This window comes from Clostridioides sp. GD02404 (genome assembly GCF_045898275.1).
GTDB lineage: Bacteria > Bacillota > Clostridia > Peptostreptococcales > Peptostreptococcaceae > Clostridioides > Clostridioides difficile_A.
This window is the reverse complement of record NZ_JBJOCA010000004.1, coordinates 88,239-103,915: the sequence shown is the minus strand read 5'-3', so window position 1 is coordinate 103,915 and position 15,677 is coordinate 88,239. Positions and strand designations below refer to the sequence as shown.

The 15,677-nt window shown below is 27.3% G+C and carries 12 protein-coding genes; 11 read left to right on the top strand and 1 reads right to left on the bottom strand.

Annotation, left to right across the window (positions count from 1 at the left end; genetic code table 11):
- Positions 1–7 precede the first annotated feature (7 nt).
- The 4 genes from Q3287_RS04080 to Q3287_RS04065 all read left to right on the top strand — a co-directional run bounded on the left by Q3287_RS04080 (position 8) and on the right by Q3287_RS04065 (position 4,559).
- Complete coding sequence (locus Q3287_RS04080) at positions 8–955, top strand: DUF11 domain-containing protein (RefSeq protein ID WP_054276952.1); 948 nt, start codon at positions 8–10, stop codon at positions 953–955.
- Positions 956–1,260: 305 nt separating this feature from the next.
- The gene (locus Q3287_RS04075) at positions 1,261–1,803 is read left to right on the top strand and encodes an N-acetylmuramoyl-L-alanine amidase (RefSeq protein ID WP_054270652.1); all 543 of its coding nucleotides are present in this window, start codon (positions 1,261–1,263) and stop codon (positions 1,801–1,803) included.
- A 324-nt stretch (positions 1,804–2,127) separates the two neighbouring features.
- Complete coding sequence (locus tag Q3287_RS04070; RefSeq protein ID WP_054276950.1) at positions 2,128–3,621, top strand: DEAD/DEAH box helicase; 1,494 nt, start codon at positions 2,128–2,130, stop codon at positions 3,619–3,621.
- 173 nt (positions 3,622–3,794) lie between these two features.
- Positions 3,795–4,559, top strand: coding sequence for an alpha/beta fold hydrolase (locus Q3287_RS04065; RefSeq protein ID WP_407963562.1), 765 nt, complete (start codon positions 3,795–3,797; stop codon positions 4,557–4,559).
- Between the two features lie 104 nt (positions 4,560–4,663).
- Here Q3287_RS04065 and Q3287_RS04060 read toward each other — a convergent pair whose 3' ends face one another.
- Positions 4,664–7,849 (bottom strand): DEAD/DEAH box helicase, encoded by a 3,186-nt coding sequence (locus tag Q3287_RS04060; RefSeq protein ID WP_176702524.1) that lies wholly within the window; start codon positions 7,847–7,849, stop codon positions 4,664–4,666.
- Between the two features lie 330 nt (positions 7,850–8,179).
- Between Q3287_RS04060 and Q3287_RS04055 the strand changes: the two genes are divergently transcribed.
- The 7 genes from Q3287_RS04055 (at position 8,180) to Q3287_RS04025 (ending at position 15,658) form a co-directional block, all read left to right on the top strand.
- A complete protein-coding gene (locus Q3287_RS04055) occupies positions 8,180–10,303 on the top strand; it encodes a molybdopterin-dependent oxidoreductase (protein ID WP_167640620.1) in 2,124 nt (707 codons plus the stop codon).
- Positions 10,304–10,316: 13 nt separating this feature from the next.
- Entirely contained in the window at positions 10,317–10,739 is a 423-nt protein-coding gene (locus Q3287_RS04050) for a 4Fe-4S dicluster domain-containing protein (protein WP_054270647.1), read from the top strand.
- 255 nt (positions 10,740–10,994) lie between these two features.
- Positions 10,995–11,807 carry an ABC transporter ATP-binding protein gene (locus tag Q3287_RS04045; RefSeq protein ID WP_054270646.1) on the top strand — a complete coding sequence of 271 codons (813 nt, stop codon included), beginning with the start codon at positions 10,995–10,997 and terminating at the stop codon, positions 11,805–11,807.
- Positions 11,797–12,564: an ABC transporter permease gene (locus tag Q3287_RS04040; protein WP_054270645.1), complete on the top strand. Its 768-nt coding sequence runs from the start codon at positions 11,797–11,799 to the stop codon at positions 12,562–12,564. Before Q3287_RS04045 ends, Q3287_RS04040 begins: the two co-directional genes overlap by 11 nt.
- A gap of 23 nt (positions 12,565–12,587) precedes the next feature.
- Positions 12,588–13,631, top strand: a complete 1,044-nt coding sequence (locus Q3287_RS04035; RefSeq protein ID WP_407963561.1) for an ABC transporter substrate-binding protein — start codon at positions 12,588–12,590, stop codon at positions 13,629–13,631.
- A gap of 102 nt (positions 13,632–13,733) precedes the next feature.
- Positions 13,734–14,792, top strand: a complete 1,059-nt coding sequence (locus Q3287_RS04030; RefSeq protein WP_407963560.1) for a uroporphyrinogen decarboxylase family protein — start codon at positions 13,734–13,736, stop codon at positions 14,790–14,792.
- A gap of 218 nt (positions 14,793–15,010) precedes the next feature.
- Positions 15,011–15,658: a corrinoid protein gene (locus tag Q3287_RS04025; protein WP_074179621.1), complete on the top strand. Its 648-nt coding sequence runs from the start codon at positions 15,011–15,013 to the stop codon at positions 15,656–15,658.
- Positions 15,659–15,677 lie beyond the last annotated feature (19 nt).

Genomic DNA, 15,677 nt, shown 5'->3' with positions numbered 1-15,677 from the left:
GGATGCAATGAGAATAACTAAAACTACTTTTAATGATGTCTTTTCAAATGATATAAGTGGAAGTATTTTAAAAGTAGAAAAATATGTTGATAAAAAATGTGCATCTGTATTCGACATTTTGACTTACACTATTATTGTTACAAATACGAGTAAATATAAAACAGGAAATATATTTTTTAAAGATTATATTTCTAAATATATAGAATTTATAAATAATACTGTAAAAGTTAATAGTATTACAAAATGTGGATTAGACCCACAACAAGGTTTTTACATAGGAAAAATAGATGCTAATTGTAAAAAAATAATATCTTTTAAGAGTGTAGTTTTGCCAAATTCAGCATATAGAGTTATAAAGAATAATGCTAATATATACTATTATTATAAGTGTACCCTAGATAAATTTCCAACAAGAATATCAGTGGAAAGTAATAGTGTTTATACCAACATAAACAAAACTGTATTTAAGCAGTTGAATATAAGCAATACTTTAAAGATGCCTAAAAACCTAAAAGATATATTAAAAGTAAACATAAATAGTAAGATACTTTATGTTAAACCTATAAAAAATCCTACAAACAAAGGAAAAGATTTAAATCTGTGCAATTTAATAGTTTTTGGAAGTATAGAATTTGAAATGGACTATAGTTGTAGAAATCATAGTAAGTTTAAAGTAGTGAGCAAGTCTGATAATATTCAGAAAGAAATGGGTTATGATAATGATTTACAAAATAATAATAAGAATATAAGTGACTGTAAGAAGCAAACAAATTTTAATGAGAATAAAGTAAAAAAGATAACAAAAACTTTTGGATTTTCTTGTTTTATTTGTTCACCAGTTGGAATTGTTTATGAGGATATGAAAAATATAAATATAAAAATTGAACATACATCAGTAAATGAGCTAAATGCAGATGAATTATTTATAGATACATCGCTTTTATTGTATTATTAACTCTTCAAAGTTAAAAATTAAATTTATTAAGCTAGCATTTTATTAGATAGAAAAACATAGATATTGATATATATTGTATATATAAATAATTAATAGAAATTCTTAATTTTAAGTAATTCTAAATAATAAGTATAATATAATATTTTAAAAGTGTAGATTTATGATAAAATAAGACAAATATGTTAAAAAAATGATAATCACAGAGAACTTTTGCCTTCTTCAATTAATATATTATTATTAGTAATAACTTTAAAATCATATTACTATTATATAAAAATTGGCTTAAAAGAAGGTGAAAAAGGTAAATGAAAATATGCATAACAGTAGGTCATAGTATACTAAAGGGTGGTAAAAGTACAGGTGTAAGTGGCATAGTTGATGAATACAATTATAACAAAAAATTAGCTCCTATGTTAGCTGAGATGCTTATAAGTCAAGGTAATACAGTAGATGTAATAGTTTGTCCAGAAAGGCATTTTATGTCAGAAAGAGAAGAATTTTTCTATAGAGTTCCAAAAGTAAATAGTGGCAAATACGATTTACTAGTAGAGCTACATTTAAATAAAGGTGATGGAACAAAATCTGGTGCAGAAGTGCTTTATTATGGTAATGAAGGATTAGAATATGCTAAAAGAGTATCTAATAAACTTGGAGAATTATTTGAAAATAGAGGAGCTAAAAAAAGAGAAAATTTATATATATTGAGAAACACAAATCCAGTTGCAATACAGATTGAAAGTTTTTTCTGTGATAATGTGGATGATTGTAATAAAGCCAATGAAGCAGGTTATGATTATATAGCACGATTAATTGCAGAAGGTATATTAAACAAAGATATAAGTATGTGAGATTATGGTGACTTAGGTGTTGATTAATACCTTTTAATTTTAGATACAAACTAAAACACAAGATATTGGTATAATTTAAACCTGTAAAAGATACATTAGTTTAGTTATCCACAAGAAATACCCCTTGAAAGTATTGATTTATCAATATATTCAAGGGGTATTTAAATATAAATCTATAATTTATTTAGAACTAAACTGTAACTTTATATAATATAGATATTATTTAAGTATAATAAATAATATAAAAATGTTACAACCTTGTATTATAATAAGATAATGTAGAAAAATATAAGAGATAAGATAAATATAATAAGGTGGTAATATATGAAATATACATTCGAAAAATTTAAATTAAACGAAAAGATACTTAAGTCATTGAAAAATTTAGAATATAATATACCTTCTAGAGTACAAATAGAGGTTATTCCAAAACTGTTAAATGGTCAAAACATAGCAGTGAAATCAAAAACAGGAAGTGGAAAAACAGCAAGTTTTGCGATACCTGTATGTGAGAATATAGATGTAGAGTACAATAATATTCAAGCACTTATAGTTGTTCCAACAAGAGAATTAGCTTTACAGGTGAAAGAGGAGATATCAGGAATAGGGAGATTAAAGAAAGTTAGATGTAGTGCTATCTTTGGTAAGCAACCTATAAAAGAACAAATAGCAGAATTAAAGCAAAGAGTTCATATTGTTGTAGCTACTCCAGGCAGAATAATTGACCATATAAATAAAGGTACTATTAAATTGGAAAATATAAAGTATTTAGTAATAGATGAAGCTGATAAAATGTTTAATAAAGGTTTTGTTGAGCAAATGGAAAAAATATTATCAAGTTTACCTAAAGAGAAAACAATAGGACTATTTTCAGCTACAATGAGTGAAGAAATAAAATATATATGTGAAAAATATATGCCAAACTATGGCATTATAAATGTAGGCGAAAATGAAGATAAGAATAATGAGAAAGTAAAACAAATAGATGATAGAATAATAAAAGTAAATGAACAAGATAAGTATATAATTTTAAAAAATTTAATATACAGTGAAAATCCGAAGAGTATAATAATTTTTTGTAATACTAGAGAAAAAGTATCTAGACTATATAATAAGATGAGTAAAGATGGTTTTTTGGTAAGGCAGTTACACGCTGATTTATCACAAGAAAAAAGAATATTTGTAATTAAAGATTTTAAAGACTTAAAGTTCAATGTGTTAGTTAGTAGTGATGTAGCATCTAGAGGAATACATATCGATGATATTTCTTTAGTTGTAAACTATGATGTACCTTATGATAAGGAAAACTACATACATAGAATAGGAAGAACTGGAAGAAAAGGAAGTAGTGGAAAAGCTATTACTATAGTGGATACATGGGATGAAAAATATATAGAAGGCATAGAAGAATATATAGGATATAAAATATATGAAATACCTGAAATAGAGAAAAGTAAAGTTATATCAGGGAAAAGATTGTTTGATGAATATTCAAAAGAACTTTTAAAAGAAGCATTAAAAAGAAAGAAAGTCAGTAAAAGTTATCAAAAGGGCAAAGATACAAAACTAAATTCAGAAGATGAAGTGGTAAGATTATATTTAAATGCTGGTAAAAAAAAGAAAATAAGAGTTTTAGATATAGTTGGGGCGTTCAGTAACCTAAAAGAAATTGCTAATGATGATATAGGTGTAATAGAAGTTCAAGATTTGTGTTCATATGTAGATATATTGAATTATAAAGGAGACTTAATATCAAAAAAATATAAGGAAATACCTATAAAGAAAAAGATGGTTAAGGTAAAGAGAGATATGAGATAGTTGAAGTTAAGAGTGTGAATTAAGTTTAATAAAATAATTTTATATTTTCAAAAAATTATTGAGTTACGAAACTTTAAAAAGTAAGTTATAATGGTCTTATGTGTTTATAATAATAGTCACTATGGATATAAGTTATAAACATATATTTATAAAGATATTAGAGGAGGGAATGTATGGCATATTTCACTTATAATGACAAGAAATGTTACTATAACGAGATAGGAGAAGGTATACCATTACTTTTTTTACATGGTAATACTGCTTCTTCTAAGATGTTTAATGAAGTAGTTGATTTTTACAAAGATGAATACAAGGTAATATTAATAGATTTTGTAGGTCATGGTGAATCTGAAATGGTGGATAAATTCTCTGTAGATTTATGGTTTGATGAGGCTATGCAGGTTATATGCTTTTTAGAAAAAATGAATTATAAAAAGGTAAATATAATTGGAAGTAGTGGAGGGGCTCTTGTAGCATTAAATGTTGCCCTTGAAAGACCTGACTTAGTTAATAAAGTAATAGCAGACAGTTTTGAGGGAGAAGTTCCTTTAGAGTCATTTGTAAAAAATGTGAAGATAGAGCGTGAAGAATCAAAAAAGGATGCTGGGGCAAAAGCTTTTTATATTTATAATCAAGGAGACAACTGGGAAAAAGTTGTAGATAATGATACAGAAGCTATTTTTGAACACTATAAAACTATAGGTAAATTTTTCCATAAACCTCTAGAAACTATGCAACCAGAAGTACTTTTAACAGGAAGTAAAGAAGATGAGTTTGTATCTTTAGTATCTCCTGATTTTTTTGAAAATACTTTTTCAGCACTTATTGAAAAAATTAATAATTGTAAAATGTACTTGTTTGATGAAGGTGGTCATCCAGCCATTTTATCAAATGGATTGAATTTTTCAAATGTAGCAAAGGAATTTTTAAAAGAATAATTTAGTAATACGATTATTTAAAGTTTTAGTATTTACATAAAATGTAGCTTAACTATATAAATTTTAGAATAAATTTATATAGTTAAGCTGTAAGGTTAAATACTTTAATTAAATAAATCTATTATCTCATCATCAGACAAGCTTTTCAAGACACCTTCATTGGATAATTCTCCATTTATAAATTGGTTTATAAGTTCTTTTTTACTTTCTTGTAATTTTATTATTTTTTCTTCTATAGTTCCTTTAGCAATCAATTTTATAACTTGTACTGAATTTTTCTGACCAAATCTATGAGCCCTATCACTAGCCTGATTTTCCACTGATGGATTCCACCATGGGTCGAAGTGAATTACCATATCAGCAGATGTAAGGTTAAGACCAGTTCCACCTGCTTTTAGAGATATTAAAAAAACTTTTTTATCCATACTATTATTAAACTCATCTACAAGCTCAAGTCTTTCTTTAGCATTAGTTTTACCATCTATATAATGGTATTCAATTTTGTACTTATCAAGTTCTTTACTTATGTTTTTAAGTACAGAGGTAAATTGTGAAAATAGTAATATCTTGTGGTTTTCATTTATACTGTCCCTAAGTATTTCTAAACATGTTTCAATCTTTGAACTTTTTTTACCATAATCTTTTACTACTATACTTGGGTCTAAACAAAGTTGTCTTAACTTTGTTAAGTAAGAAAAAATAACTATTTTATCTTTCTTTAGATTTTTATCTTTTATTTTGTCTTGTATATCTTTTGCATATACACTATATATCTTTTTCTGTTCCTTATTTAACTCGACAAAAAAGTTTTTCTCAATTTTATCTGGAAGCTCTTTCATAACTTGTTTTTTACTTCTTCTAAGAATAAAAGGTTTTATAAGTTTTTTTAAATTTTTAACATTATCTTCTTTATTTATGAACAACTCTTGGAATTTTGTTTTACTATATAAATAACCAGGCATTATAAAGTCAAATATAGACCACAATTCTAGAAGATTATTTTCCATAGGAGTACCAGTAAGTGCAAATTTATTTTCTGCATTTATATTTTTTACAGATTCAGTCACCAAAGCTACAGGATTTTTGATATTTTGAGCCTCATCTATGATACAATAATCAAATTTTATTTCACTATATTTTTCTAAATCATTTCTAAGGGTTCCATACGTTGTAAGTATTATGTCAAAATTTTGTAACTCCATAAAACATTTTTCTCTATCTCTCTTACTTCCATGTATCAATAAAACTTTTATATCTGGAGCAAATTTTTCAAATTCATTTTTCCAATTATAAATAAGTGATGTGGGTGTAACGATAAGACTTTTTTTATTAGATAATGATAATAAAAATGCAATAGTCTGTATTGTTTTACCAAGACCCATTTCATCAGCTAATATACCACCAAATTTATAATAATCTAAAACTTTAAACCAATTAAAACCATTTACTTGGTAGTCGCGAAGATTTGCTTTTAAGTTGTTTGGAATTTCCAAATTTATACTATCAAAGTTTTTGAATTTTTCACAAATACTATCCAATTCTTTTTTGCCATCTATAAACTTTAAATTTTTACCTTTTATCATGTCATTTATATAGAGAGCTTTATTATTATGAATTTTGTTGTTTTTTGATTTATCTATTATATCTAGATTTTCAACTAATTCAAAAAAGTCTTGTGTTTCTCTTTCTGATAAATCTATAAAGTTTCCATCTTTAAGCTTATAAAAAGTACGTTTTTCTTGAAAAGCTTTCAGAATAGACTTGTACTCTTTTGGATTTATATCAGATATATTAAAATTAAATTCTAGATAATTTTGATTAGTTTGATTGATTGAAGCTTGAATTGATGAAGAATTGTATATCTTTTTCAATTTAAACTTCTCAGAATAATATATATCTCCAAATTCTTTTAAAGATTCTAATTGTGAATCTAAAAATGTAAATAGGTCATAATCGCTTCCTTTAAATACATAACTGTTATTTTCCTTTATAAATTGTGAAGAAGTTATTTTATTCTCAATTTTAGCTTCTTTTTGTGTATTAGGAAGTATAAATTTTTTCTCTTCATTGTCATATATATACTTTATATCACAACATATGTTTCCATCAATCATATCAAAGTAGAATTCAGCTCTAAAATCTTTTGTTATATTATTTGTTATATTGTCATCTAAATAAACTTCTTGAGATATAGCCCTTAATCTAGGTACCAATAATCCTAAAACATCTTTAGAGTCTTCCTTGTCAAATTTAAGTTCTTTAGATTTTGATAATACTTGATAGATTTTTGAATAATCATGAGCTTTTTTATGTGATAACAAGTATAGATTACCATCATATAAAAGTACATCATTTTTTTTTGTAAGTGGAACAGGTAGCGAATCTTGAGAAGATAAGACTATTTTATCTTCTATATTTTTAAAATTAAACTTTAGTGGCAAAGTATCATTTAATATTTTTGGGTGGTATTCTTTTTTAGAAAAAATAAGTGTAAAATCTTTGTATTTAATAGCATTTAAAAACTGTTTTAAAGAGCTTGCATTTATCTCCATAAACTTCTTTGAATATGATGAAGAAAAATTGTATGAAAGATTTGTGCCATATTCTTCTATAATGTCTACTAATTTCTCATCTTCATCAGCAAAATAATGAATGCTAGGATTATAAGTAAATTTTTTTCCAAAATCCAACTCATATCCATTAAGTTTTGAATATGCAAATTCAGTAATATTTTTTAGAATATACATCTTGTCAATTCCAATTTTAAATTCGGCAATTGCTTTATTTGAATCTATATTTATTAATACATCTAAATTAACTCTTTCTCTTTTAGTATTATCTAAAAAAGAAAGCAGTTGCTTACTTAAGTCTAAGTTAGTTTTAGAATTAGTATTAGAACTTTTATCCTTATCATTACCTAATATGTCTATTAAAATAGGAGGAACATCTTTTTTACTTTTTATTTGTCTTAAACTTTTTATAACAATAGCAACTATATGTTTACATATGAAAATTCTTTGATTTACACCCTTTGATTGACAATCAGCACAACCACAATCATTTTCAATTATCTTAAAATGTCTTATATCTATAGTTATTGAGCTAAAATAAAAGCTATAATTATCTTCAGAATTGACTCCACCACGAAATGTCAGCAGATTATTCTGTAGGTCATCAATATCTATGTCTATATAATCAACCAACTGATTAGTGTAGTATTTTACACCTCTTGACCACCTTGATGGCTCTGTATTTCTTTTTATTAATTTATATATCATATCTATTTTCATTTTATTCACCTTACCTCACTGTATATATTATAATCTAAATGCATTTAATTTACACTCTAAATCTATAGCTAAAATTAAAGTATATATAAATAGCTTTTATCTATCATAAGATATATGCAAATAACAATTTACTATTAGATTTTTGTCGTATTATCTTATAAACTATGAATGAAAAATAATTATCTAAATAAATATTAGAAATATAAAGCTTTATTATTAAAATATTCTTAAATATTATAATATATAGGATTTAAAATATGATATTTGAATGAAAAGAATGTATAATAAGTTTAATAATTATATTTATTATTAGGAAAGGAGAGTGTCAATATGAATAGTTGTAATTTGCTTAAAGCTAAAATACCATGTGAAGAAACTGGCATAGAAATAAAGAGAACTTTGTGCGATATTTGTTCTCCAGGGATACATTGTGGAATTGATGCATATGTTAAAGATGGTAAAATTATAAAAATAGAAGGTACAAAAGAACATCCAATGAACAAAGGATTGCTATGTACAAAAGGTCTTTGTAATAGAGAGTATATCTATAGAGAAGATAGAATAAAGACACCATTAAAGAGAATTGGTAAAAGAGGTGAAGGTAAGTTTAAGCCAATATCATGGGAAGAGGCTTATAGTGAAATAGGAGAGAAATTAAATAAAATAAAAAGTGAATATGGAGCAAAGCATGTAGCATTTTTTACAGGTTATGGAAAGTGGTATAGACCGTTTTTACAAAGGTTTGCATCTTCCTTTGGTTCTCCTAATTATGGCACAGAATCTAGCTCATGCTCAACATCAGCACAGATGGCTGGAAATGTTGCGACTGGGAGAAACTTTACAATGCAAGATATGGAAAATACAAAGACTTACTTAGGGTGGGGATTTAATCCATACTACTCTAAATTTTTAAATAGTGTAAATCTTATAAAATTAAAAGAAAAAGGAATAAAGTTTATAATTGTAGACCCTAGAATAACACCAACAACTCAAAAAATAGCAGACCTTCATTTGAGAGTTAAACCTGGTACTGATGGGGCCTTGGCTCTTGGTATGGCAAATCTATTTATACAAAGAGATTTAATAGATAAAGAATACATAGAAAAACATGTATATGGATTTAACGAATATAAAGAATATGTCAAATCATTTGATTTAGATACTGTAAGTAAGATTACAGGTGTTTCTAAGGATGATATAATAAAAGCAGTAGATATGTTGTCTCAAGGTCCATTTTGTATAAATGAAAGTGCAGCTCCAATAGTTCATCATCAAAATGGATTTCAAAACTATAGAGCAATGATGTCTTTATCAGCTATAACAGGTAATTATGACAGAGTAGGTGGTAATATACCAAAACAAGATTACTTTGCTGGTAAGTTAGGTGGATTTCAAGCACTAGAGAAAGATTTTGTAAAAGAGGTTCTACCTAAAAATATAAATGAAAGAATTGGTGGAGAAAGGTTTCCTCTATGGAATGAGATGGTGACTCAATTTCAGGCTATGGATTTAACAAGGCAGATAGAAGAAAAAACACCATATGAAATAAAAGCTTTGTTTTGCCATGGGATAAATGCTAGAATGTTTCCTAATTCGGGCAGACTTTTCAAAGCATTAGATACTGTAGATTTTTTTGTAAATATAGACTTATTTATGACAGATGCATCAAAATATGCAGATATACTTTTACCTGCATGTACATCTTTTGAAAGAGAAGAATGTAAGAGTTATCCAGGTGGATATATTACATATACTAAAAAGGTTATTGATACATTATATGATTCAAAATCAGATGTAGAAATACTTTCAGATTTAGCAAATGTTATGGATATAGATGATGACTTATTAAAGGCAGGTTATGAAGCAAGTATAAGACATATGTTCAAAGATACATGTGTGGATGTAGATAAACTTAAAGAAAGTGATTTGCCATTAAAATGTAAAGACTTTAAACCATACATAGTAGGTTCATACACAAGAGATGGATATGATACTAGCACATCTAAGTTTGAATTAAAATCTGTAATTATTGAAAAATATAAAGATTTTGGGTTAGATGCACTACCAACATATAGAGGATTTAATGATGATATAGATAGTGATTATACTCATCTATTGACATCAGGAGCAAGAATTCCAAATGCATTACATTCAAGACTTCATGACATAAAGCTTTCAAGGCTATTAAAAAATGAAGCTAGTTGTGATATTTCTAGTTTAGATGCAAAAGAATTGGATGTTATTAATGGAGATTATATAAAAATAACTACTAAGATAGGAAGTTTAAATGTGAAAGTTAATGTTACAGACAGAGTTTTATACAGAAATATACATATGTATCATGGATACAGAGAAGCTGATGTAAATAGCATCATTTGTGATAATTTTGACCCTTATAGTGGATTCCCTGCATATAGAAGTTGTAAGTGTAAGATTGAAAAGATGAATAGATAGATGGAGGGATAAAATGAAAAGTTTATTTAAATTTAATAAAGAATTATGTACAGCATGTGGAGCATGTTTACTTGCTTGTGTAGACCAAAATGATAATAATATAGATAATGGCGAATTTTTTAGACGTGTATTTACAATGGAAGATGGTGAAAATATAGAATATTTTTCGTTAGCATGTATCCATTGTGATGAGCCAAAATGTTTGGATATATGCCCTAAAGGCTGTTTTAAAAAAGATGATGGGTTTGTTTTATTGGATAATCAAAATTGTATAGGATGTAAACTTTGTGAGAAAGCTTGTGAATATGGAGCTTTGAATTATAGCAAGGATGGCAAGGCAAATAAGTGTAATGGGTGTGTTGAAAGATATGAATGTGGTATGGATTCACCTTGTGTAATGGTATGTCCTACAGGAGCATTAGAATTTAATAAATAAATCAAAAAATAGTGACTTACACTTAGTTGTAAGATGTTTTTTATGAAAGACTACATTGAGTTTGTATTATAACAAACTTAATGTAGTTTTTTTTATGGATATAGTTGGATACTATAATATGGCTATGGGGGATAGTTTTTTGCTATTGGACAAAGAATGGAAAAAATATTAAACTTATGTTGTTCAAAGTCGAAGTATAATACAATAAATAGAAAATTGTATTATATTTGTAGTATATAAATAAGGGGTATTGAAATGGAAAATACAAATACATTAATTTTAAAAAATATTACTCATTATTATCAATCTAAAAATGGAGAACATATACATGCTATTAATGATATAGACCTTTCTGTAAAAAAAGGAGAATTTCTAGCTATTGTTGGTTCTAGTGGATGTGGAAAAAGTACACTTTTAAACATAATGTGTGGTATGTTAAAACCTACAAAAGGAGAAGTCTTAATTGATGGAAAACCATTGCATTTTGGAAGACATAAAATAGGATACATATCACAGATGGATACTTTACTTCCTTGGAGGAAGATAGTTGATAATATTGCTCTTGGTCTTGAGATAAGGGGAGAAGATAAAAAACATAGAATAAAATTGGCAAAAGAGCTTATGCAAACTAGTGGTTTAGCTGGTTTTGAGGAAAAATATCCATATGAGCTTTCTGGAGGTATGAGAAAAAGGGCGATTATAATGCGTGCTTTAGCCCAAAATCCAGATGTTATTTTTATGGATGAACCATTTGGTCCATTAGATGTATTTACAAGAGAATTGTTACAAGATGAAATTTTAAATATTTGGGAAAAAAGAAAAAATACTATTGTGTATATTACTCATGATATATCAGAAGCAATAACATTAGCAGATAGAATTATACTTATGAGTTATAGACCTTCATCTATTAAATCAGAATATATTGTAGATTTACCTAGACCACGTAATAATATTGAAAGTAAATCAAGCTCTCAATTTATAGAATTAGAAAAGCAAATTTGGGATGATATAAAGTCTGAAGTAATAAAAGGGAGAAAAGAGGAGATGGGCGAGTATGGAGCTTAAAAAAATACTAAAAAAATGTTATTGTTTAATTTTTATAGCAGTATTTTTAATGGTTTGGGAATATCTATCTGATAATAATTTCATTAATACTTTTTTCTTTAGTTCACCATTGAGTATCATAAAAGATTTAATAGCTATGTTTGGTACGGGTGAAATATGGCCCCATATTTATATAACGTTAAAAGCTTCATTATTTGGTTTATTTTATGGTGTAGTATTTGGAGTAATAATAGCATTTTTATTTGGAAATATACCACTTTTAGCAGATATATTTGACCCAATATTAGTAGGATTATATGGATTACCAAAACTATCACTAGGGCCTTTATTTATAATTTGGTTTGGAATAGGGTTACAAGCCAAAATTTTTATGGCTGCAATAATGGTGTTCTTTTTGGTGTTTTTTAATGCATATGCAGGTTTTAAAAATGTAGATATAAATTTAATAAATACATTAAAAATTATGGGTGCATCCAAGTTGCAGATTATACAAAAAGTAATATTACCTTCCTGTGTTCCTTGGATTATGGCTAGTTTACGTTCAGGAGCAGGGGCTTCAGTTTTAGGTGCAATAGTTGGAGAATATTTAGGTTCTAATCAGGGATTAGGATGGATGGTACAAGCAGCTGGAGGTGTTTACAATATTACAAGAGTATTATCTTGTATCTTTTTAATGATGTTTATAATGTCAATGCTTGATTATATATTAAAACATGTGGAAAAAAGAATTTTAAGGTGGAGAGAGAGTATTGACTAAAAAATAATGTGAGGAGAGAAAATATGAAAAAATTTATTTCGATTTTGTTATGTAGTGTTATGTTATTGGGTATGGTTGCTTGTAACTCTGGAAAAGAAGAAGAAAAGAGTTCAAAAAATGCTAAAAAAGAAACAAAACAGTTAGAAAAAGTTAAAGTATCTGAACCAGTGAGAGGTGAGCTTTGGGGACCAGCATACTTAGCAAAAGCACTAGGATTTTTTGAAGAAGAAGGTTTAGATGTAGAATTTGTTACAGTACAAAGTGATATGCCAACAGCACCAGTGTTATCTGGTGATGCTCAATTTGGTCTATATGGTCCAGAAATGATTTTAGGTTTTAATGAAAAAAATCAAGGCACTAAGTTATTACTTTCAACTACACAAAAATATCCATATTCATTTGTGGTAGCACCAAAATATAGCAGTGTAAAAGATATGAAAGGTAAAACTATAAATGGTGCTGATAGTGGTTCATCTCCTAGAGCATTTGTACGTTCTGTGTTAAAAGAAAATGGTCTTAATCCAGATACTGATGCTACATATGTAAATCTTCCAAACTCAGCATTAGTTGCAGCTTTAGAAAAAGAAGATGTTGCAGGTAGTTATGTATCTCCATCTGCTCGTAAAATTGTACTTGATGCAGGTAATAAGTTAGTTGAAGATATATATAATCCAGAAGTTCATAAAAAGTTAATTGGTTCTGAAAATTATGAAATGTATATAACATTTACTACAGATAAATATATAAAAGAGAATCCAGAAACAGTACAAAAATATGTAAATGCTATATATAAAGCTATATTATGGACAAATGAAAACTCTGCAGAAAAAACAATAGAAACATTGAAACCATTATTCCCAGGAAATGAAATGCTTGAAGATTCTGTAAAAGAAATAAAAGATAATAATATATATTCTAAAGATGGAAGTTTCACTGATGATGGATATGCAGCTATAAATAGAATGTCTATGGCTTCAGGTGTTATTAAAAAAGAAATACCTCGTGAAAAGGCTATAGATGATACTTTTTTAAAAAATGCTCAAAAAAATGTTAAGTTAGATAAATAGATGCAGAGAAAGAAATTGCCTTAAAAGCTGAAATTTTTAAGGTGATTTTTTCTATGTTACTATAATAATTTATCAAACAATATATTAAATTAGGAGATGATGATGATGGAATTGACTTCTGCTGAAAGAATGAAAGCATTAATGAATAAAGAAAAGTTAGACCGTATACCAGTTAATCCAAACGTTACTTTATATGCGGCTAACATTTCAAATTATTCTTCAAAAGAATATTATATGGAACCTGAAAAAGCTTTTAAAGCTCAAATGTGTTCAATAAATTTACATAAGTACGATGCTACTCCAGGTTATGCTATTCCAGAATGGCAGACTTGGGATTTTGGTGGTGAATTAATGTTTTCAGAAACTCCAAGAATAAGACTACCAAAAGTGATAAGAAGACCTATAGAGGATATAAAAGATGTTAAAAATCTAAAAATACCTGATGTAGACACTGCACCATCAGCAATTAGGTCTTTGAAATTTTCTAAAATATGTGTGGAAAATGGGTTTGGATTTTCAGTTCCATCAGGTTCTCCATTTGGTGGAGTACAAAGTATTCTAGGAACAGAACTATTATTAAAATCCTTAAGAAAAGACCCTGAAGTAATACATCATCTTCTTAGAATGGTGACTGATTACATGATGGCAATAACAAAGAAAAGCATAGATATATTTGGTGTAGAAAAAATATCAACATTTTCAGCATATCCTATGGAATCTCATGGAATAATTTCTTCAAAAGATTTTGAAAAATTCTCCATTCCATATATAAAAGAGATTCAAGATATGTATCAAGAATGGGGGATTAAGAAATGGATAGTACATCTTTGTGGAGACCATAAGGAAAACTTAAAATACTGGACAAATGAATTAAAATTACCAAGAAGAACTGTATTTACATTAGGTTATGAGATGGATATGAGAGAGACAGCAGAAGTTTTGGGAGATGAATACATTATTGGTGGAAATGTAAGAAACTCTATTATACATTCAGGGAAACCTGAAGATGTATATGAAGAGAGTAGAAAAGCAATTGAACAAATGAAATATTCTCCAGGAGGATTTATATTGATGCCAGATTGTGCATTAACTCCTCTTGCTCCAGCATGTAATGTACAAGCTATGGTGAAAGCAGTAGAAGATTTCGGAAGATATGATTAAGATATTCATATTGACATTATGGAATAGACTCTTTGAATATATGCTAGTTAGTAAATAGATTTTTCATATTAGACAAAAAATAATAAAAATATTAAATTTAAGATAAGATAAATTATTTTGACATAAAAGTATTTTAAAAATGACCTTATGGTTACTATTATTGTTCAATTTTAAAAATTGGAAAAATGAAAATTAAATTGGTTAAGGGGGAAATATATATGAGTAAAGAAAAAGAGGAATTGTTAAAAAAATTAGCTCATAATGTAGTTGAGATGGAAGAAGAACAAGTAGTAGAGATAGCTGAAGAATATTTAAAACAAAATTTTGACGCATTTGAAGGAATAGATAAGGGGCTTTCTGTTGGAATGCAAAGAGCTGGTGAGTTATATGAAGAAGAGGAATATTATGTTCCAGAACTACTTTTATGTTCAGATGCAATGAATGCAGGTATTGATGTTTTAAAACCTCATATTAAAAAAGAAGATTCAAAGAAAACTGGAAAAATAGTAATGGGTGTTGTGCAAGGTGATACTCATGATATTGGAAAAAATATAGTAAAAATAATGTTAGAAACAGCTGGATTTGAAGTTTACGATTTAGGAAGAGATATACCTATGAGTGAATTTGTTGAAAAAGCTAAGGAAGTAAATGCTGATATTATAGCAATGTCTACTCTTATGACTACAACTATGGATAATATGGAAGTTTTAATAGAAGATTTAAAAGGTCAAGGAATAAGAGATAGTTTTAAAATAATGATAGGTGGAGGTCCTATATCTGAAAGCTATGCTAAAAAGATAGGAGCAGATGGATATTCACCATCAGCAGCAAAAGCTGTTGAATTGGCAAAAAAATTAGTATCCTAAGCGTTATTTATATTATATA